17 protein-coding genes are annotated in these 21,040 nt (G+C 60.9%); 3 read left to right on the forward strand and 14 right to left on the reverse strand.

The genetic code is table 11. From position 1 onward, the window contains the following. Positions 1 to 121: 121 nt before the first annotated feature. Positions 122 to 1,279 carry an oxidoreductase gene (locus K5E37_RS26930; protein WP_085607992.1) on the reverse strand — a complete coding sequence of 386 codons (1,158 nt, stop codon included), beginning with the start codon at positions 1,277 to 1,279 and terminating at the stop codon, positions 122 to 124. Between the two features lie 231 nt (positions 1,280 to 1,510). After that, on the reverse strand, positions 1,511 to 2,515 hold the full coding sequence (locus K5E37_RS26935) for an NAD(P)-dependent oxidoreductase (RefSeq protein WP_311776194.1): 1,005 nt from the start codon (positions 2,513 to 2,515) through the stop codon (positions 1,511 to 1,513). Positions 2,516 to 2,541: 26 nt separating this feature from the next. Between K5E37_RS26935 and K5E37_RS26940 the strand changes: the two genes are divergently transcribed. Next, positions 2,542 to 3,687: an LLM class flavin-dependent oxidoreductase gene (locus K5E37_RS26940; RefSeq protein WP_221535613.1), complete on the forward strand. Its 1,146-nt coding sequence runs from the start codon at positions 2,542 to 2,544 to the stop codon at positions 3,685 to 3,687. A gap of 108 nt (positions 3,688 to 3,795) precedes the next feature. Here the strand turns inward: K5E37_RS26940 and rfbA are convergent, their stop codons facing one another. Genes rfbA through K5E37_RS26965 form a run of 5 tightly spaced genes read right to left on the reverse strand, consistent with a single transcriptional unit; the run spans position 3,796 to position 10,317 of the window. Beyond that, entirely contained in the window at positions 3,796 to 4,719 is a 924-nt protein-coding gene (rfbA, locus tag K5E37_RS26945; protein ID WP_221535614.1) for a glucose-1-phosphate thymidylyltransferase RfbA, read from the reverse strand. A 42-nt stretch (positions 4,720 to 4,761) separates the two neighbouring features. Further along, the gene (rfbB, locus tag K5E37_RS26950) at positions 4,762 to 5,844 is read right to left on the reverse strand and encodes a dTDP-glucose 4,6-dehydratase (protein ID WP_221535615.1); all 1,083 of its coding nucleotides are present in this window, start codon (positions 5,842 to 5,844) and stop codon (positions 4,762 to 4,764) included. A gap of 54 nt (positions 5,845 to 5,898) precedes the next feature. Then, a complete protein-coding gene (locus tag K5E37_RS26955) occupies positions 5,899 to 8,076 on the reverse strand; it encodes a prenyltransferase/squalene oxidase repeat-containing protein (RefSeq protein WP_221535616.1) in 2,178 nt (725 codons plus the stop codon). A gap of 22 nt (positions 8,077 to 8,098) precedes the next feature. Further along, positions 8,099 to 9,349, reverse strand: a complete 1,251-nt coding sequence (locus K5E37_RS26960) for a hypothetical protein (RefSeq protein ID WP_007953861.1) — start codon at positions 9,347 to 9,349, stop codon at positions 8,099 to 8,101. After that, on the reverse strand, positions 9,346 to 10,317 hold the full coding sequence (locus K5E37_RS26965) for a DapH/DapD/GlmU-related protein (protein ID WP_221535617.1): 972 nt from the start codon (positions 10,315 to 10,317) through the stop codon (positions 9,346 to 9,348). Before K5E37_RS26965 ends, K5E37_RS26960 begins: the two co-directional genes overlap by 4 nt. 567 nt (positions 10,318 to 10,884) lie before the next feature. Between K5E37_RS26965 and K5E37_RS26970 the strand changes: the two genes are divergently transcribed. Further along, positions 10,885 to 11,229, forward strand: a complete 345-nt coding sequence (locus K5E37_RS26970) for a cupin domain-containing protein (RefSeq protein ID WP_007953863.1) — start codon at positions 10,885 to 10,887, stop codon at positions 11,227 to 11,229. Positions 11,230 to 11,324: 95 nt separating this feature from the next. On the opposite strand, the gene mmsB is transcribed toward K5E37_RS26970, so the two are convergent. Together mmsB and K5E37_RS26980 are read right to left on the reverse strand one after the other, a co-directional pair. Further along, complete coding sequence (gene mmsB / locus K5E37_RS26975; protein ID WP_039772935.1) at positions 11,325 to 12,212, reverse strand: 3-hydroxyisobutyrate dehydrogenase; 888 nt, start codon at positions 12,210 to 12,212, stop codon at positions 11,325 to 11,327. A 9-nt stretch (positions 12,213 to 12,221) separates the two neighbouring features. Further along, complete coding sequence (locus K5E37_RS26980; protein ID WP_221535618.1) at positions 12,222 to 13,748, reverse strand: CoA-acylating methylmalonate-semialdehyde dehydrogenase; 1,527 nt, start codon at positions 13,746 to 13,748, stop codon at positions 12,222 to 12,224. Positions 13,749 to 13,897: 149 nt separating this feature from the next. Between K5E37_RS26980 and K5E37_RS26985 the strand changes: the two genes are divergently transcribed. Next, a complete protein-coding gene (locus K5E37_RS26985; RefSeq protein ID WP_221535619.1) occupies positions 13,898 to 14,845 on the forward strand; it encodes a LysR family transcriptional regulator in 948 nt (315 codons plus the stop codon). Here the strand turns inward: K5E37_RS26985 and K5E37_RS26990 are convergent. The 5 genes from K5E37_RS26990 to K5E37_RS27010 form a co-directional block, all read right to left on the reverse strand. Beyond that, a complete protein-coding gene (locus tag K5E37_RS26990; RefSeq protein ID WP_170929403.1) occupies positions 14,842 to 15,342 on the reverse strand; it encodes an OmpA family protein in 501 nt (166 codons plus the stop codon). The genes K5E37_RS26985 and K5E37_RS26990 overlap by 4 nt on opposite strands. Then, complete coding sequence (locus K5E37_RS26995) at positions 15,342 to 16,610, reverse strand: diguanylate cyclase domain-containing protein (RefSeq protein ID WP_221535620.1); 1,269 nt, start codon at positions 16,608 to 16,610, stop codon at positions 15,342 to 15,344. The genes K5E37_RS26990 and K5E37_RS26995 overlap by 1 nt, the downstream gene beginning before the upstream one ends. After that, positions 16,607 to 17,182: a YfiR family protein gene (locus K5E37_RS27000; protein ID WP_007953870.1), complete on the reverse strand. Its 576-nt coding sequence runs from the start codon at positions 17,180 to 17,182 to the stop codon at positions 16,607 to 16,609. The genes K5E37_RS26995 and K5E37_RS27000 overlap by 4 nt, the downstream gene beginning before the upstream one ends. A 119-nt stretch (positions 17,183 to 17,301) precedes the next feature. After that, a complete protein-coding gene (gene recD / locus K5E37_RS27005; RefSeq protein ID WP_221535621.1) occupies positions 17,302 to 19,410 on the reverse strand; it encodes an exodeoxyribonuclease V subunit alpha in 2,109 nt (702 codons plus the stop codon). Further along, positions 19,407 to 21,040: 3'-5' exonuclease (locus K5E37_RS27010; RefSeq protein WP_221535622.1), on the reverse strand; the 1,634-nt coding region annotated here is incomplete at its 5' end. The genes recD and K5E37_RS27010, both read right to left, overlap by 4 nt.

The raw sequence follows: 21,040 nt of genomic DNA on the forward strand, positions 1-21,040 counted from the left end.
ACTCTTTGCTGCGAGCACAAAAGTTTGAGTTTTAAGAAAATAAAGGTGCAACTTAAGGCGGGCGCGTTATCGATCCCTGTGAACTTTCACTTGTAAACGCGCCCGCTTTATTTATCCGCTGTTACGCCGCGGCCAGTACGTTGGTTTTATCCAGGTAATACTTGCCGATACCGTGCAAGTTCAAAGGCGACAGGGTGAAGTGCTTCGAACCGGTGTGGATATCGCGGAAGCAACGCTCCAGGAAGTGCGACTTGTAGACGGCTTTGGAACCGGCCATCGAGTAGATCTGGTTGACCGCATTGACCGAGTTCTCGGTCAGCACCGAGGCTGCCAGACCGACACGGGCGCTGACCGGTTCGCCGACGGTTTCACCACGGTTGATGACCTGGTGGATCGCATCTTCCAGCAGCAGTTGTGCGGTATGCACCGAGGAGATGGCTCGACCGGTCTTCTCGAAGATCACCCCTTCCAGACCCGGATCGGTGTTCACGGCGCGGTCATTGCGGAAATGATCGACCGCAGCGCGGGCCACGCCCAGTACGGTGGACATCGCCGCCAGGGTGCCGAACTCGTAGTAACCGGTGGCATAGGCCCGGGAGCTGCGTGCTTCGGGGGATTGCTTGAGGGTCTCGACGTCCAGCGAGAAGGACTTGTGGACGATCACGCTGGAGCACTGGAAGTGATGGCTGCCGGTGCCGCGCATGCCCAGGGTGTCCCAGGTCGGCAGGATGGTGCACTGGCTGGCGGGCACGAAGAACATCCGCACTTCCGGAGTGGTGTTGTTTTCAGTGCCTTTGACGGTGGCGGTGCAGACCAGCCAGTCGGCGTGGGCCGAGCCACTGGCGAACGCCCATTTGCCGCTCAGCAGGTACTCGTCGCCCATCGGCAGCGCTTCGCCGCCGGAGTGGATGGCGCCGATCACGAAACCGTCGCAGTGGTTGTAGATCGCTTCGGAAGTGGCTTCCGGCAGGTAATCCGACAGGCGCCCCATCGCCACTTGCACCGCCAGCTGCCAGGACAGCGAGGCGTCAAACCGGGCGAATTCCAGCAGCAGGGCGGAGGTGGTCTGGATATCGACCTGGGACCCGCCGAACGCCTTGGACACCGAGGTGCGGCCAAAACCCTCCTTGAAGAATCGGGACATCACATCCTTGTGCGTCGCATTGGTCTGCTCGCTGTAATCGCGGTGCTGAATAATCAGCGGATTGAGTGCACGCACCTTCTCGAGCCATTCATTGGATTCGGAGGGAAGGCTGTTCCATTGCATTAGATTTTTCATAACGGCTCCTAGCTATTATTTATTTACGATCAGCAGACGAAAAAACAGACAGAACTTTTTATTGTTGTTAAACCCCGATAAAAATGTACGTCTACAGTCGTACATTTGACAAGCACTATTATCAGACTTCTTTCATTTCCCAATAAAAGAGCAATCACTGTCCGACAATTACGCAAGGCGCAAGAGGCCAACGTAACTTGCGAACAAGTTACGTTGCTTGAATCTTTTTGCTTACTTCACGCCGGCGCGCCGGTCACTGACTTTCGACAGTGAGGCCCAGTCCTGATCGGCCTGACCATGGGCCATGCCGTCCAGCAGGTTGTCCTTCAACACGCTGGCAAACGGCAGCGGCACCTGGGCCGCTTCACCGGCCTCCAGCGCCAGGCGAACATCCTTGAGGCCCAGCGATAATTTGAAACCGGCCGGCTCGAATGTTTCATTGACCATCAGCTTGCCGTATCCCTGATAGACCGGCACGGCGAACAGGGTCGAGGTGATCATTTCGATGAACGCCTCGCGACTGATGCCGTAACCGCCGGCCAGGGTCGAGGCTTCGGCCATGGATTCGATCGCCGAGGCAATCATCAGGTTAGCCGACAGTTTGGCGGCGCAGGCCACTTCAGCCGTGTTACCGAACGTCCAGGTCTTGCGCCCCAGCACATCGAACAGCGGCTGCACCCGGGCCAGTGCTTCGGCGGGCCCGGAGGAGAGAATGTTCAGATTGCCGGCAGCCGCCACATCGACCCGCCCCAGCACCGGTGCCGACACGTAACCGACGCCACGTGCTTCATGCACGGCCGCCAGCTCCCTGGCCAGCGCCACGGATACCGTGGACATATTGACGTGAACGCTGCCGGCCCGCAGACCGTCCAGCGCCTTGGCATCGAAGAACACCGAGCGGATCGCCGTGCCATCGCCGAGCATCGAAATCAGCACCTCGGCCTGCGCCGCCAGTGCCGGTGTCGCGACAGCTTCGGCGCCGGCCGCGGCCAATGCTTCCAGCGGTGCCGACGAACGATTCCACACGCGGACCCGATGCCCGGCTTTCAGCAGGTTCAGCACCATCGGTGCGCCCATCGTGCCCAGACCGATAAATCCCAGTTCCATGTCGCGTTCCTCTCTCGATGAGGTCTTCAAGTCCGTTTGTGCAATGACCCATGTTTGCGATTGTACGTGTACAGGCGTACATTTCAAGTGCCGCGATGATTCATTCTTCGCGGCAAGGGTTTCAAACACACCTTTACCCAAGGCAAGGAGGCTTTATGCAATTCGGGATCTACACCGTTGGCGACGTCACGCAAGACCCTACCAACGCCCGTACCCCCAGCGAATCCGAGCGCATCCAGGCCACCCTGCAAATTGCGCAGAAGGCCGAAGACATCGGACTGGACGTGTTCGCCACCGGCGAGCACCACAATCCCCCGTTCATCACCTCCTCTCCCACCACGCTGCTGGCCTACATCGCAGCCAAGACCCAACGCATCATTCTCTCGACGTCCACCACCCTGATCAGCACTAACGATCCGGTGCGTCTGGCCGAAGAATATTCGCTGCTGCAAAACCTCTGCGGCGGCCGTATGGACCTGATGCTCGGCCGGGGCAACACCGCGCCGGTCTACCCCTGGTTCGGCAAGAGCATCGCCGACGGTCTGCCACTGGCGATGGAAAACTACCGCCTGCTGCACCGGCTCTGGCGCGAAGAAGACCTCAACTGGAGCGGACGCTTTCGCACCCCGCTGAAAAACTTCACCTCGATCCCGCGGCCCCTCGATGACCTGCCGCCCTTCGTCTGGCACGGCTCGATCCGCACCCCGGAAATCGCCGAACAGGCGGCGTATTACGGCGACGGTTTTTTTGCCAGCCACATCCTCTGGCCCCGTGAGCACTTCATGGCGCTGGTCGAGTTCTACCGCGCGCGGTTTGCCCATTACGGTCACGGCACGCCGGAGCAGGCGATCGTCGGTCTCGGCGGGCATATTTTCATGCGTCGCAACTCGCAGGATGCGCGCCGTGAATTCCGTCCCTACTTCGACAACGCCCCGGTGTACGGCCACGGTCCATCCCTGGAAGAATTCATGGAAATGACCCCGCTGGCCGTCGGCAGCCCTCAGGAAATCATCGACAAGACCCTGACCTTCCGCGAGTACTTCGGCGACTATCAGCGCCAGCTGTTCCTGTTCGACCATGGCGGCATTCCGCTGAAAACCGTGCTGGAACAACTCGACATGTTCGGCAAGGAAGTGTTGCCGGTGCTGCGTGAAGAAACCCGCAAACGCCGCTCGCCGCTGGCGGCCGACGCGCCGACGCATGCCAATCGCCTGGCCCGTTTGCACGAGTTGCAAACGCCACCCACCGATCCGCGCTCCGACGTGAAGGCCCCACGACACGATAGCGTGACCGGCCACTGAACCTGTGGGAGCGAGCTTGCTCGCGAAGGGGCCGTCACGTTCAACAGCATCATTGACTGATGGACCCCTTTCGCGAGCAAGCTCGCTCCCACATTGATCTCACAATGATCAGGCAGCGCCTTTCAACAGGCGCTGCGCATCCATCGCCACAACCACATCATCGTGGATCAAACGGGCCAGATACTGACCGTAACCGGTCTTGCTCATGCTGCCCGCGTGCACCAGCAATTGCGCGTCGTCGATCCAGCCCTTGTTGTAGGCGATCTCTTCGAGGCAGGCGATTTTCAGACCCTGGCGTTTCTCGATGGCCTGGACGAAATTGCCCGCTTCCATCAATGCATCGTGGGTGCCGGTATCCAGCCACGCCATGCCACGGCCCATCACCGACACGTTCAGTTTTCCGCGTTGCAGGTAGACATTGTTGACGTCGGTAATCTCCAGCTCGCCGCGCGGCGACGGCTTGATGTCGGCGGCAATCTGCAGCACTTCGTTGTCGTAGAAATACAGGCCGGTGACGGCGTAGTTGGACTTCGGATCGCTCGGTTTTTCGCAGATGCTCAAGGCCTTGCCGGCAGCATCGAATTCCACCACGCCAAAGCGCTCGGGATCGGCCACGTAGTAACCGAACACTGTCGCGCCTTCATCACGAGACGCCGCTTGCAGCAGGGTTTCACCGAAGCCGGCGCCGTAGAAAATGTTGTCGCCGAGCACCAGGCAGACGTTGTCTTCACCGACGAATTCGCGACCGATGATGAACGCCTGCGCGAGGCCGTCCGGGCTCGGTTGTACCGCGTAGCTCAGGCTCAGGCCCAACTGGCTGCCGTCGCCGAGCATGCGCTGGAAGCCCGGCAGATCTTCCGGCGTGGAGATGATCAGGATCTCGCGGATTTCCGCCAGCATCAGCACCGACAGCGGGTAGTAGATCATCGGTTTGTCATACACCGGCAGCGACTGTTTCGAGACGCCCAGGGTGATCGGGTGCAGACGCGAACCGGCGCCGCCCGCCAGCAGAATTCCTTTGTACTTGGCCATGCTTTTTTCCTTTCAAGCAGTGAGATTTGAATGACTGAATGTTCAGGCCACGAGGGCTTCGTCGCGTTGCTCGCCGAGGCGCTCCAGTGCGTAGGCACCGGACATCACCCGCACCCACCAGGCGCGGTTGTCCAGATACCAGTCGACGGTTTTCTGCATGCCGCTTTCGAAGGTTTCCTGCGGCGTCCAGCCCAGCGTCGCGTGGATTTTTCCGGCATCGACCGCGTAGCGTTTGTCGTGGCCCGGACGATCCTTGACGAAGGTGATCAGGTCGCGGAAGTGCGCAACACCCGCCGGTTTCTCCGCACCGCGCGCTTCGAGCAGGTCGCACAGGGTGTGCACCACTTCCAGGTTGGTCTTCTCGTTGTGGCCGCCGATGTTGTAGGTCTGCCCGACCTCACCGCGCGTGACCACCGCATACAAGGCGCGGGCGTGATCCTCGACGAACAGCCAGTCGCGAATCTGCGCACCATCGCCGTACACCGGCAACGGCTTGCCTTGCAGCGCATTGAGAATGACGTGAGGAATCAGTTTTTCCGGGAAGTGATACGGCCCGTAATTGTTCGAGCAATTGCTCATCACCACCGGCAGGCCAAAGGTGCGATGCCAGGCGCGGACCAGATGATCTGAACCGGCCTTGGTCGCCGAGTACGGCGAACTTGGCGCATACGGCGTGCGCTCGGTGAACGCCGGATCTTCGGGCTCCAGGTCGCCATACACTTCATCGGTGGAAATGTGATGGAAACGGAACGCCGCCTGACGCTTAGCGTCCAGTCGGTTCCAGTAACCACGCGCCGCTTCGAGCATCGTGTAGGTGCCGACGATGTTGGTTTCGATGAAGGCTTGCGGGCCATCGATCGAGCGGTCCACATGGGACTCGGCGGCCAGGTGCATCACCGCATCCGGTTGCAGACGCGCGAACAGTTCGTCCAGCGCCGGCTTGTCGCAGATGTCGACCAGACAGAACCGGTAACGCGGCGAATCGGACACATCGGCCAGCGATTCAAGGTTGCCGGCGTAGGTCAGTTTGTCGACGTTGATCACTTCACATTCGGTCTCTTCAATCAGAAACCGCACCACGGCCGAGCCAATGAAGCCCGCGCCCCCTGTCACTAAAATTTTCATCAGCGCCTCCCCTGGCAAAATGATGACTTAACGTCCTTCGATGCTGTGTGCGGGTCAGTTCAACAACGCCACCCAGTATTGCGACAGCCCTTGTTCGAGAATCAGCAGTGTCTGGATGCAGACGAAGCTTTCGTCGGTGGTCGCCGAGGTCGCATTGAGCGGGCCGAATCCACCGTCCTGCTTCTGATGGGAAGCGATCCAGTCTTTCGATTCCTGCAAATACGTCGGCTGCGCGTCGAGCAGATACATCGCTGCGATGGCCATGTAAGTGCCCACCAGACTGACCGCTTTGCCCGGCCGGTAATGGAACGAGCCGTTGGCCAGTTGCAGGCTCTGCAGCCAGGCGACGGTCTGTTCGGCATCGACGATGCGTCGGTTGAGAATGAACAGCGTCGACACCACGCGGTACACCGAAAACGCGTCCGGCGGATACCCGGGCTTATTGGCGAAACCGCCGTCGACCGAGCGGCAGCGCAAGGCAAACGCCATCACGCCCTGCTCGTCCGGCGCCTTGGCTTCAAGCGCATGTAGCGACAGCACCGCCAGATTGGTGTGCCAGATGTCCGAGCCGAAACCCGGTACATCGCCGAACCCTCCATCGGGGTTCTGACACGCTTGCAGGTAACGCACGCAACCGCCGATATCGTTCGGCAACGCGCCCAGCACTCGCAGCGACAGCACCGCGCAGTAGGTCGCGAACACATCGCTCAGATGCCCCGGTTGCTCGGCAAATCCACCGTCGGTGTTTTGTGAAGCCCTGATGCAATCGATCAGGCTGGCCTTGTTTTCGATTTGCAGACCCAGCGCGTGCAAGTCCGAAATCACGTGCAACCCGGAAAACACCTGCCAGGTCTTGTCGGCACGGAACCCCAGCGGCGCGGTTTCGGCTGTCAGCCCGTAAGGCGTTTCGTTCGATGCCCGGGCCTTGGCCAGCCACGCCAGATAACGCTGCAGATCAACATTGATGGTCGGCACGCCATTCGGATGAATGCGCTGCACATCACCACCGCCATCGATCACTTGCAGCTCACGGTTTACCAACGCCGCATCGTCATGATGAGCAACGGCAGCGGCCGGCTCGATAGACTGCAAGGCGTGGGCCGCGGCGAGCTGGGTTTTCAGGCTTTTCAGGTGCAACGGCAGGTACGTCAGGTTGCCAATGCTGAAGATCCCCGGCTGACGCGGCGGCGCCCAGAACTGCCGAATGAACGGCACGGTCGGGTCATCCGGGGTCGACCAGAAATAGCCCTTGCCCATGAACAGACCGCCATTGCGGGCGTCATGAAACTCCAGCAACGCTGCCGTCACCGAAGCCCGATCCGCTTCGCTCGCGCCGGACGGCAAGGCCTGAATCGCCTGCAACAGCAACGCCACGTCGTAGGCGGTCTTGATCGGAAATGGCGACTCGTGATTTTTGTACGAGGTGTGCCAGTCGCAACGCACTTTGCCGTTGATCCCGACCCGATCCCAATACCCGCCGTACGCCGGATCGCGGAACAGCGCCAGGGTTTGCAGCAGGAACGAGCGGGCGAGATTCGACAACGCATTGTCGTCGCGCGCATCAGCCAGTTGCGCCAGCACCAGGCTGACCTCAGCACGCACGCCGCAACGGGTCAGCGCCACATCGACACAGGATTGGCTGTCGCTGCCGGCCACCCGGCCAATCAGGTTTTCTGCATGAATCTGCAAGTGCCCGACCAAGCCGAGACCCGACGGCTGATTGTCGATACGCGCGAGCAAGGCCGTGGCGCTGATGTCGAGATCGATCGAGGTCGCCAGTTCCAGCGGCGTCGACCAGTCGCTGCTGTACAGTCCGGCGACTGTGGAACGGGCGTAAAGCGCTTCGACCTTTTCCAGCAGGCCGTGGATCGCTGCATTGTTCGCCGCGTCCTGCGGCACCCGGCGCTGATAGGCAATCAATGCCGCCAGCGCGTCCAGTTGCAGCGCCAGCGTGCGGCAGCGCCCGGAGCCGTGCGGCGTCCAGTAGCGGTCGGCCAGTTCGTGGAAACCGCCATTCGACGCATCATGCAAACGCATCAGCCCGTCATGGGCAAAACGCAGTTCGACATCGTCGCCGTGCTCGGCCTGATAGAGCGTCGCGGCGACCTGATCCTGCAACTGCTTGTCGCTGGAAATCGCGACCTCGCCACTGGCATCGGTCACGGCGAAAAAGCCGCCGTGGTCGATGTCCTTGAGGCCTTGATCAAATAGAAACTGCGGATGCAGTGACATGGTGAATCCCTCTTCCTTGAGGTTAAGCGGCTTTGCTTTCGGTCAGCGACACAACGCTGCCCTGGCACAACTCGATGATGCGCGTCGCGGCGCGGGCGGCACCTTCGCCATCCGGTGCGGCCACTTGCTGATGCGGTGCGTAGTAGGTCGAAGCATCGGTGTCTTTTTCCAGTTCACCCTGGATCAGCTCGACGATCGCATCGCGGTCGTGGCCCAGATGCGTCGGGAAACCCAGCAGCTCCAGACGGCGCAGCGCCTCGAGTTCGTGGTACTCGGACTTTGACGGCAGCACGAACAGCGTCGGAATCTGCAGTGCGGCGATTTCCGTCACGGTGATCCAGCCCGGCGCCGAAATCAGCAGGCTGGCTTCGCGCAGCAGGCCCATCCAGTCCGGGTAGTACGGCACGCAGACGACGCCGTCCTGAGCCTGGATATCCTGACGGCCCAGCAACACCAGTTTCAGTTCCGGATTGCGCTCGCGCAGGATCTTGAAGCTGTCCAGATAGGCGGCGAGCAGCGCGTCCTTGTTCTGGGCAAACATCGTGGTGCCGCTGATCGAAGCCACAATGAACGGCGAGTCGCCGAGGTTCAGTTGCTCGCGCACGTTCAAACCGGTCTGCACATTGATGTCGCGGATCATCGGACCAACGAAATGCGCCTTGCCGCTGACCAGTGCTTCGGCCACCGGCGTGCCCTGATCGAGGGACGCCACGTACGGTTTGTCGGTCAGCACCAGTTGGCTCTGATTGATCATCCAGTTGAACTGGCTGTGCAGCGCGGTGCGGGCCCGGGCCATTTCCAGCGCATTGACTTCGAAACCGCCGTCGGCCAGATCATGGTCTTCGAGCTGGCACAGGGTGAAGTCGTAGCGCTCGGTGACGAACACCAGCGGCGTGCCGCTGAAAATCGCGGCCAGGCAGGCGGCCATGTTGTAGTCCGACACCAGGGCAGTCGGCTTGTACTCGGCGATCAGCGCCAGGTAAGACAGAATCCGCTCGCCGGACAAGAAGGTATTGGCGATATAACCGCCAATGTAATTATTCCAGTCGAGCTCTTTCGACAAGTTGCTCTTTTTCGAGTAATCGACCAAACGACCGGCAATATCCACAACTTCTACGCCAGACTTTTCGAACATCGGCGTGAAGGTCGGCTGCAAGGAAGCCAGTGCCACGGTCAATGGCATGTCCGGACGCTGTTTCTTGATCGCCTGAGCGATGGACAGCGCGCGCATGTTGTGACCGGAACCGGTTGGATTGGGGGCAAATAAAATCATTCTTGAATCTCCATTAGTTGAACAACGCCATGAACCACAGTGTTTTCCAATACATCCCTTATAACCACCGAGTACGGCTTGATAACGGCACCGTCACCAATATTCAGTGGACCTACCAAGATGGCGCCCTCGCCAATAACGCAACGACTTCCAATGCGCACCGGTGCCTCCTCCCAAGGCAGTGAGCGGAAAGAATGATCATGGGTGGAGGCCACGATCGTGACCCCCTCGGACAACTCGCTGAAAGCACCGACGGATACGCCGCCGGCCGCCTCGATAACCACACCGGCCGCCAGTCGTGCGCCGGTGCCCAATTCGATGCCGCCCAGTTGCGACATGCCGCCCTGACGGTTGCTGCGCCCGATCAGAATGCAGTCCCGGGCGATTTCCACCGACGCTCCACCGCGCAATTCGGCATCGATCAGGGCGTCGTCGCTGATGTCCCAGGTCTGGGTGTCGGGGTTCAGCGACTTGAGCCGCGCGACCGACTGCGTTGACCGATCGAGCATCGACGGCAAGCCCTGGCGCGCCCGCTCCCGGACTTTGGCCAGCACCGATTCCGGGCTCGGCCGGCCATCCTCGACCACAGTGCGCCGGGCAATGACCCGCGCCGGGCGGCCGACGACGATTGCGTCCGGCGGCACATCGGCGGTTACCAACGCGCCAGCCGCCACCACGGCCCCGGCACCGATGGAGACACCGGCAGCCACGGTGGCCTTGGCGCCCAGCCAGACATTTTCGGCAATCCGAACCGGCGACTGCGCCGTCCCCAGGCACTGCGCACCGGTGGCGAACATGCTGGATTTACCGATGGACGCATACTGCAAATCGCACCTGAAGCCGATGAAGCAGTCATCGCTGATCTGCACATGTGTCAGGCGACTGCCGGCACGCACCCAGACGTGCCGGCCAAGTTCACTCGCACTATCAACAATCGTCGAAACTTCAATTACGTTTATGTCGTCCACAATAAAGCCTCATTCCATTGATGCCGGGCACATAAAAATTCGATAGGCGTGCGTATCCCGCAGATATAAATCCGCCAGTGCACAAATAATAATTAACTGTTTATTTAAGGCTTCTACTCAAAGCACGCGAGACATTGCGTCCGCGCCACTTATTAACTGACCGGTTCATTCAACTGTCATTACTCATTAACAACAGATAGAAGTTCACACTTGAGCCGAAGACCAAGTCAGTTATCGAGATGAGAAAAAGCCGATTCAAGTCTGTCCGTGACTCAGATGGAGCTCCCTTCCGAGGAATAGTCCTTTAGTACGAATGTTATAGTACAGACGATTTTGTTTTGCAATAGGTGTCAGAATGGTTATCTCGTTTTAGTCTAAAAATTTATTGAACTTTTATGGTGCACGCTTGTACTAAAACGGTCTTATATGCACAGCGACGGTGCACATTCGCGGGTCGCGTAGATTTGCCCCAGCGCTTACAGGCATCTGGAGGTCGACCCCAGACACTCCGACAGTACCCGCGAAAGCTACGGTGACGGCTCTAACTCCCTTTGGCCTGGAGCCGTCATGCCCGCACCTATCACCGTTCTGCGCGACACCCATCCCCTGCCCGTACTCGACGCCTGCAAATGGGAAAAGCTCGAGGGCGACCCACACACCGTCAACCTCAACGCCTACACCAGCGAAGACGGCAGCAAGATCATGGGCACCTGGATCTGCACCCCGGGCAAGTGGCGGGTGGACTATGTGAAGTGGGAGTACTGCCATTTCCAGGAAGGCTACTGTGTGATTACCCCGGACGGCATGGAGCCGATCCACCTGCGCGCCGGCGACATCTTCGTGGTCGAGCCAGGCATGAAAGGTACCTGGGAAGTGGTCGAGACCGTGCGCAAATATTTCGTGTTCGCCTGATACAAAAAAAGCCGGGAAACCACCCGACGTGATTTCCCGGCAACACCTACTGCATCTGAATTGCAGACCTGTGACGAGCACAGGCCTGACGACGATTACTGCGGCTTGCGATAGCTGTTGATGATCGCCGAGAAGTCCTTTCCACCTTCCCCACGCTGACTCATCGCCTGATACAACTGCTGCGCCACGGCGCCCAGCACCACCGGCTGATGGGCCTGACGCGCCGCTTCGGTGGCCAACCCCAGATCCTTGAGCATCAGCTCGGCGCCGAAGCCGCCGGTGTAACCGCGCGAGGCCGGTGCCGTTTCAACGATGCCCGGCCACGGGTTGTACATCTCCGAACTCCAGCAACGCCCGGTCGAGCTGTTGATGATCCCGGCGAGCACCGTGGTGTCGATGCCCAGCGCATCGCCCAGCGCCATCGCCTCGCTGACGCCGACCATCGAAATGGCGAGCAACAGGTTGTTGCAGATCTTGGCGATCTGCCCGGTGCCGACCTCACCGCAATGCACGATGTTGCGGCCCATCTGCGCCAGCACCGGTTGCAGGGTGGCGAACAGTTCCGGAGTAGCACCGACCATGAAGGTCAGCGTCCCGGCCGTGGCGCCGCCAGTGCCGCCGGACACCGGCGCATCAGCCATGGCCACGCCTTGTTTGGCAGCAGCCGCCGCGACATCGCGCGCCGTCTGCGGATCGATGGTGCTGCAATCCACCGCTGGCACACCTTTACCGATTCCGGCCAGCACGCCATCTTCACCGAGCCAGACGCTGCGTACATGCACGGCGGCGGGCAACATGGTGATCACCAGTTCTGCGTCTTCAGCAGCTTCGCGAGCCGAAGCGCGGATGGTGCCGCCCAGCTGCTCGAGTTCCGCCAGCACGGTTTTGTTCAGGTCCACCAGATTCAGCGAATGCCCAGCCTTGATCAGGTTGCGCGCCATCGGCGCGCCCATGTTGCCCAGACCGATAAATGCGATTTTCATGGCCATTCCTCAGCGCAGGTTGATGGTGGTGTTCACGCCGTCGTTGACGCTGTCGTCATCGAACCAGCGCGCCGTGACCGTTTTGGTCTGGGTGTAGAACTGCACCACTTGCTTGCCGTACGGGCCGAGGTCGCCGAGTTTCGAACCGCGCGAACCGGTGAAGCTGAAGAACGGTACCGGCACCGGAATCGGGATGTTGATGCCGACCTGGCCGACGTCGATTTCAGTCTGGAATTTACGCGCCGCCGCACCGCTCTGGGTGAACAGGCCGGTGCCGTTGCCGAACGGGTTGGCGTTGACCAGCGCGATGGCCTGATCGAGGGTGTCGACTTCCAGCACCACCAGCACCGGGCCGAAGATTTCCTGGGTGTAGATCTGCATGTCGGTAGTCACCCCGGAGAACAGGGTCGGGCCGACGAAATTGCCTTTCTCGTAACCCGGCACGCTGATGTCGCGACCGTCCAGCTCGAGTTTGGCACCTTCCTTGATGCCGCTTTCGATCAGATCGAGAATCCGCGCCTTGGCCTTTTTCGAAATGACCGGACCGACATCGGTGCCCGGCTCGTTGCCGGCGTTGACCTTGAGTTTCTGCGCCAGCGCTTTCAGATCCGGCAGCCACTGCTTGGCCGCGCCCACCAGCACCACCACCGAGGTGGCCATGCAACGCTGTCCGGCCGCACCGAAACCGGCACCGACCAGTGCATTGAGCGCTTGCTCACGATTGGCGTCCGGCAGCACCACCGCGTGGTTCTTCGCGCCCATCATCGATTGCACGCGCTTGCCGTGTTTACCGGCCAGGTCATAAACGTGGGTGCCGACGGCGGTCGAACCGACGAACGAAACGGCCTTGATGTCTTTGTGGGTGCACAGGCCATCGACCACGTCTTTGCCACCATGGACGACGTTCAGAACACCAGCTGGAATGCCCGCTTCAATCGCCAGTTCCACCAGCAGCATGGTCGACAGTGGATCCTGTTCGGACGGCTTGAGCACGAAGGTGTTGCCGCAGGCGATGGCCATCGGGAACATCCACAGCGGAATCATTGCCGGGAAGTTGAACGGGGTGATGCCGGCGCAGACGCCGATCGGCTGGCGCAGGGTGTAGGTGTCGACGCCGCCGGCCACGTTCTCGGCGAACTCGCCCATTTGCAGGCTGCCGATGGAGCAGGCGTGCTCGACCACTTCCATGCCACGGAAAATATCGCCCTCGGCATCGGCAATGGTCTTGCCCTGCTCGGCGCTCAGCACCACGGCGATGCGTTTGGAATGCTCGCGGATCAGCGCTTGCAGCTTGAGCATGATGCGCATGCGCGCGCCGATCGGGGTCAGCTTCCAGGTCTGGAAGGCGCGCTGTGCGGCGCTGACGGCGGCGTCGACTTCAGCGGCGGTGGCGAACGGGACTTTAGCCAGCACTTGCTGGGTCGCCGGGTTGACGATGTCGTGCCATTCGGTGGTCTGCGACTCGACCCACTCGCCGTCGATCAGCAGCTTGACCTTCTGGACCGTGGTTTCGTTGGGCGTAAGCGATGCGTTCATGCTGGTCTCCAGAAATTGTTTTTATCTTGGGAGCCAAGGCGAAAGGTTCGCCTTGAGATGAGGCGTGTGTCGCGAATTGGTTGTCGGACTGTTTTTGGAGTATAGATGTGCAAACTTCTAATAAGAACGCACATATAAGCCCGTCCATCATGCAAAAAAACATCACCTCTCTAGGCTCGCTGAACTGGGACGACCTCAAGTTTTTCCTCGAAGTCGCCCGTACCCGCAAGGCCAGCACGGCGGCCAAACGCCTGGCGGTGGACTACACCACCGTGTCGCGGCGGATCAGTTCGCTGGAATCGGCGCTCGGCACTTTGCTGTTCGAAAAGTCGCGCACCAGCGGTTTTGTGCTGACTGCCGAAGGCCAGCGCCTGCTGAGTTATGCCGAGTCGATCGAAAGCACGCTGCACATGGCCTGCGAGCAGGTGTCCGGCTCCGGCGTCGCGCTGTCGGGGCATGTGCGGATGGGTTGCACCGAAGGTTTCGGCAGCTTCTTCATCACCCCGCAACTGAGCCACTTCGTCGACGCCTACCCGGCGATCTCGGTGGACATCCTGCCGTTGCCGCACTTCATCAGCCTGTCCAAACGCGAAGCCGACATCGTCATCGCCCTCGAACGCCCGGAACACGGGCCGTACGTGTGCTGCAAACTCTGCGACTACCGCTTGCAACTCTACGCGACCCAGGAATACCTCGACAAACACCCACCGATCCGCCGCCCCGCCGATTTGGGCAAGCATCAATTCATCAGTTATGTGGATGACCTGGCGTTCAGCTCGGAGCTGCTGTATCTGGCAAACGTGGTGCCCGGCGCCAGCGCGAACTTGCGCAGCACCAGCGTGATCGCGCAATTCGTGGCGGCGCAGCAGGGGCGCTCGCTGGCGATTCTGCCGTGCTTCCTTGCGGCCCAGGATCCGCGCCTGTTGCCAGTGTTGCCGGAGGAAATCGACATCACCCGGCAGTTCTGGATGTACTGCCGGGAGGATCTGCGCAAGCTCAAGAGGATTACCCTGTTGTGGGATTACATCCGCGAAGTGACCGAGCGCAATCAGGCGCTGTTGATGGGGCAGACCCGCGAAATGCAGTTCGCCGACTAGTCGGCGCTGACCACGATCGACACCCGGCGGTTTTCGGTGCGGCCGGCGGCAGTGTCGTTGGAGGCGACCGGTTCGCGACTGCCGAGGCCTTGCAGCTGAATGTTCTCTTCTTTCATGCCAACCGACGTCAGCACTTTGCCGACGCTTTTCGCGCGACGCAGAGACAGCTGCTGGTTGTAGGTTTCCTTGCCCGAAGCGTCGGTATGGCCATCGACCCGCACGCGCTCGATGCCGACACCCAGCAACGCTTTGCCGATGCGCTCGACGATTTCGGTACTTTGCTTGTTCAGGCTTTCGACATCGCTGCCAAACAGCACTTTGCCCGACAGGCCGAACTCCCAGCCGTCATCGGTCAACTCGAAGCCTTGCTGCTTGAGGACCGCGACTTGGGCAGGCGTCAGACCCTTTTGTGGAGCGGTCTGGCAACCGGTCAGGGCCAGCATGGCCGTCAGCAACAGGGTGGAAAACAGTCGAAAGGAAAGTGAGAACACGGGCATCAGCTCCTGGTTTGAACGGAATCGACCGGGTGCTCCGACCCGGCCGTGAATTGGGCGCCGCGCGACAAACGCTTGGCTTGGTACATCGCGGCATCCGCCGCATCGAGCAAGGTGCCGGGCGTGGCGCCATGATCGGGGTAAACGGCGATGCCGATACTGAGCGAAGTCACGACACTGCTGTCGCCTGGCAGCGCAATCGGGATGTCCATGCTGGCGAGGATCTTGTCGGCAATGCGCTCGGCGTCTTCGGTCTTGTGCAGGGGCGTCAGCAGAACGGCAAATTCATCACCGCCCAGACGCGCCACCAGATCTTCCTCACGCAACTGCGCTCGCACCCGATCCGCTACCGCCACCAGCACCGCGTCGCCGGCGGCATGACCGAAGCTGTCGTTGATGTCCTTGAATCGATCGCTGTCGAGAAACAGCACCGCCACGCGCTCGTTCAGTTTGTGGGCGCTGCGTAGCGCACGAATCAGGCGGCCTTCGAAAAAGGCCCGGTTCGGCAATCCGGTGAGGCTGTCGTGACTGGCCTGGTGGGCGAGGGTTTCGTTCTCGCTTTGCAGGTGGGTTTGCCAGTCTTCGAGTTCGTCGAGCAGGGCATTGAAGTCATTGCCCAGGTTGTCGAGCTCGGCAATCTTTGCCCGGGGTACGCGTCGATCGAGTGCCCGCTCGCTACGGGCGGCATGCGCCACTGCAGCCAGGCTGTGCAACGGGCCGATGATCCTGCGCAACTGGCGACGCGCCAGATAGAGCGCGACCCAGGCGCTGATCGCCGTACAAAGAATGATCCCCGCCAGACCGCTCAACAGAAAGCGCATCAGGCTGCCGCCGTGGCCGATCAGCAAAATGCGCCCGATTTCGCGATCCTGATGCAGGATCGGCAGGCTGATGGGTTTTTCCAGAATGACCCGCGCGACCTGCATCTCCAGTTCGGAAAACAAGCCGTTCTCCGGACGCTGCCAGCGCGCGAGCAACTGGCCCTGAGTGTCCAGCACCTGGGCATCCGCCACTTCTTCGGTCGAGGCGATCAGCGCCAGCGCTTCGGTCGCGGCGGCCTTGTCGTTGAACACCACGGCGGCTTCCACGGTGTAACTGATCGAGCGGGCGATCAAGTGCAGGTTGTGATCGGCATACACCCGCAGCGCCAGCACCCCAAGCAGCGTCAGCGACACACTGGCCATTGCCACGGCGACCAGCGCCACAATCAGGTTGCCACGGCCGATGACCGAGCCGAGTGTCGGGCGCCCTGTGGATTTGTCGCGTCTCATGGCACCGCCGGTTTGCGGCGCGACAACTGCAGCACGCTGGGATGAATGCGCACGCCGCTGCGGGCGACGGAGTCGAGATTGACCTCGAACGACACTTGTTCATCGCCGACCCGCAGGCAGAACAGGCTGCCGACCGTGCACTGATCGCCGCCTTCACTGATGCTCAGCACCGGATGGCCGATCAGGGATGCGAACAGCCGGCTGCGTTCGTCGGTCGTGAGTTTGCCGATGTAGACCGCGTCGCACTCGCTGACGATGGCCGGATTGTCAGCCAACAGTCGCCGCACGATGACCGGACGCCCCGTGGCCTGGGTCGTACCCTTGACCAGGTCGTCGGTGTATTCGGTCGGGCCAACGATGCACAGGCGCAACTGCGCCGGCTCTACCGGCCAGCGCGCGTAACTGAGGATACCGAGGACAACCTGGGTGACGGATTTGGCCCGCTGCTCGGCCATGCCCGCCGGGGGTTGAGTCTGGGCAGCGGCCACACCCGAGAGCAAACAGAGCACACCGGCAAGCAACGCCCGCTTGCAGCCAACTACGCGCTCTGTCGCCCAGACAGCCACCTTCATGCAGGGATTCTCTTGGATCGTTACGAAATGATGCCGCAACGATAGCATAGCGTTGGAACGCCAGCGATACAGCGACCTCTGACCGGTCGGTCAATTATCGGCGGCAATCGAAGGCACCTTCATCCTTTATGCGGCGTCCCTTCTTCCAGTTCCAGCATCAGTCCGCTCAAGCGCTTCACCTTGCGCTGCACCGCCTCTTCAAACACACCACCCCGAGGCTCGATCAAGGTGAACCAGTCCTTGGCCCGGGTAATTCCGGTGTAGATCAGTTCCTTGGTCAACACGGGATTCAGGGCGTCCGGCAGGATCAACGCGGTATGGGCAAACTCCGAGCCCTGCGACTTGTGCACAGTCATCGCATAGACGGTCTCGACATCGTTGAGCCGGCTCGGCAGCACGAAACGCACCCCGCCACGCCCATCGTTACGCGGGAACGCCACTCGCAAAACCGACTTACCGGCATCCGGCCCATCGCGCTCAGGCAGTTTCAGGGCGATACCGATGTCACCGTTCATCAGCCCCAGACCGTAGTCATTTCGGGTCATCAGCACCGGGCGGCCTTCGTACCATTGCTGGTCGCTTTCGATCAGCCGCGCCTTGAGCAACGCATCAGTGATGCGCTGGTTCAGCCCCTCGACACCCCACGGCCCTTTGCGCACTGCGCACAACAACTGGAAGGTATCGAAGGCCCGCAGGACGTCACTCGCCCAGTCGGTCCAGCCCGGGCTCTCGAGCGGCGTTCCGCTCGCCGGACGTCGATCGCGCAAGACGCTCAGATAGTGTCGATATCCGTGAGGGCCTACGTCGTGCCCATCGAGCACCAGGTGCTCAAGGTTCCGGTCGTGTTCGTTCTGAAGCGGCAACGAAAACACATCACCATGGGTTCTGGCGTCCAGTAACTGGCGAGCCTCGACCGGGAGTTGCTGATTCACCCGTCGCGCCAGTTGACCGATGCCGCTGCCCTCGCCGAAACGCCGCGAGTGACGCAACATCACCACTTGCTGGGCCAACGGATGCGAACCATCAGTGCCTTCGTGCAGGCCGCTGTCCTGCAGGGATTCGCCGCTCACCTGTTCCAGCCACTGGCGGGTCTGCGCACTGTACCAACCGGCTTCGGCATCACGGCACAAATCTCCCAGCACCGCACCAGCCTCCACGGAGGCAAGTTGATCCTTGTCGCCCAGCAACACCAATCGGGCATGAGGCGGCAAGGCATCGAGCAGGTTGGCCATCATTTCCAGGTCGATCATGGACGCTTCATCGACCACCAGAACGTCCAGGGGCAGACGGTTACCGGCATGGTGGCGAAAGTGCCGCGTGCCGGGACGACTGCCGAGCAGGCGGTGCACCGTGGTCACTTCGGTCGGGATTTTTTCCCGGACACTGTCAGCAACTTTCAGCGACTGCACCTGCTGACTGATGGACTCGGTCAGACGCGCCGCCGCCTTCCCGGTAGGCGCCGCGAGGCGAATGCGCAATGGCTGATGCGCCTCGACCGCAGGTGCCTGGAGCAACGCCAGCAGACGGACCACCGTCGTCGTCTTGCCGGTGCCCGGGCCACCCGTGATGATGCTGAAAGCACTTCGGGTGGCCAGGGCGCAGGCGAGTTTCTGCCAGTCGATGACATCCGCACGCTGCGCTGGATCGAACAGCTCGTCCAGCCGCCGTGCAAGATCGGACGGTGTCGCTTCCTGCTCCGCGAGTCGCTGACGCAATGCGCTGTCGATGCGCCGCTCGTAGGCCCAATAGCGCCGCAAGTACAAGCGTTTGCCGGACAGCACCAGCGGGCGCTCCTGAGCCGATGCACCTTCGTCGGCGGCCAGTGCCACCAGCGAACTGCCGGCCAGCACTTTGCACCAATGCGCTCCATCGAGGGTTTCGAGCAGTTGCGATGGCAGCAGCAACACGCCGGGTTGCGCATCCCCCTCCGGCGGCAGGGAAAGTGCAAAATCTGGCGCCTTGAGGGTTTCGAACAGGTCCAGGCAGACATGACCATGGCCGAGCTGGTGACTGGTCAATGCGGCGGCTAGCAACACCAGTGGATCGACATCGGGTGCCAACTCATGAAGAAAGGCCACGAATGCCTTGTCCAGTGCCCGCAACCAGCCACGCTCGACCCATTGGGTCAGCAACAGCAGCAAATCATCAGCACGGGTCAAGGGCGTCAGTTGCGCGAGGCTTTCGGCGGTCAGCGGCGTAGGCAGCAGGTCGGCGAATGTCCGGTTCATAGCAGTACTCCCTGTTCCCACGCGGGCTCGGCCTTGGGTTGCGGTTTGCCCTGGAACATGAGGTCCAGACGTTCGATCAGCGCCCTTGGTGGTCGCGCGAAGTAAACGCCACCGCCAGGAGCCCGTGTCCCACGCAGGAACAGATACAACGCGCCGCCGATATGCCGGTCGTAGTCGTAATCGGCGAGCCGCGCCTTGAGCTGACGATGCAGTGCCAACAGGTACAGCACGTATTGCAGGTCATAACGGTTGTCGAGGATCGACTGCTCCATGGCTCGCTCGGTGTACGCGGCGTCATCGACACCCAGCCAGTTGGATTTGTAATCGGCCACGTAGTAGCGGCCCTCGTGCTCGAACGTCAGGTCGATAAAGCCTTTGAACATGCCATTGAGCTGCACCGCTTCGGCGCCGACCCGGGCAACACCGTTGTGGGTGAACTGACGCACCTGTTCGTCGAGCTTGAGCACGTCGACTTTGTGACTGGCGAACCAGAACTCCATCTCGACTCGATATTGCTTCAATTGCTCAAGCACCACTGGCGGTTGGTCGAGCCCTGCGGGTAGTGGCAGTTTGAGCAAGTGTTGCAACCAATCGCCGAGGGTGGTGATCCAGCCTTCCCAGCCCCGACGGTTGCAACGTCGGGCAATTGCATCGTCCAGCGATTCGCGGGTGACCGCAAACCCTTCCTCCCCTGCCCACTCCAGCAAACCGTGAAGAAACGTTCCCGGATTCGGCCCGCGAGGGAAGCGGTGAATGTCGGCCCCGCCGGCGATGATCTCGCGCGGAGCTTCAGGATCCAGGCGTTCGTCGTCGAACAGTTTTTGCGCTTGCGGACTGTCGGGAGCTTCGTCATTGCCGACGCTCAAAACGTCACTGATGCGCAAGGCACTGTATGACGCGATCCACCAGTTTTCGCTAGCCCTGCGGCTCGGCAAAAGGGTGGCACGTAGCGTGGCTTCGTTACGCGGAGGCTGGTACTCCTCGCTTGTGGCCTCCGGCATTTCAACAACGCTCAGCGCCGAACAATCCTGTTGCAGATCGTCCAGCCAGCGGGCCAATCCGCTGGACTCATTCAACGTTGCGCCACCGCCCAACAGATAGCCCAGCGCAGAAAGATGCAGCACCGAGCTGCTGTGGTTACCGCGTTTGAGATCCGTCACCCCGAGCCAGCACGCATGTTGTGCGCGGGTCAGCGCGACGTAGAGCAAACGCAGATCCTCCGCCAGGCGCTCGTTGTCCGCCAGGGCGATCAGTTCAGCGTCGGGCTTCAGACTGATGCGGGCCTTGCCGGACTCATCGTGGTAATGCAGCGGCAATCGACTGCCATCCACGGGTTTGGCCGAGCAGATGAACGGCAGGAACACCAAAGGGTATTCAAGCCCCTTGGACTTGTGAATGGTCACGACCTTGACCAGTTGTTCGTCGCTTTCAAGACGCAGGATCTGCTCTTCACCTGCCTGCCCGGACAGCGCCAGATGCTCGGCCAGATGACGGATCAGCGCCTGCTCGCCATCGAGTTCCGACGCGGCCTGCTGCAACAACTCCGACAGGTGCAACAGGTTGGTCAGCACCCGTTCACCATCACTGCGGGCAATGAGCATCTGCGGCAGTTGAAAGTCGTGCAGCAGGC

Source organism: Pseudomonas sp. RIT778 (assembly GCF_019718735.1).
Classification (GTDB): Bacteria; Pseudomonadota; Gammaproteobacteria; order Pseudomonadales; family Pseudomonadaceae; genus Aquipseudomonas; species Aquipseudomonas aphyarum.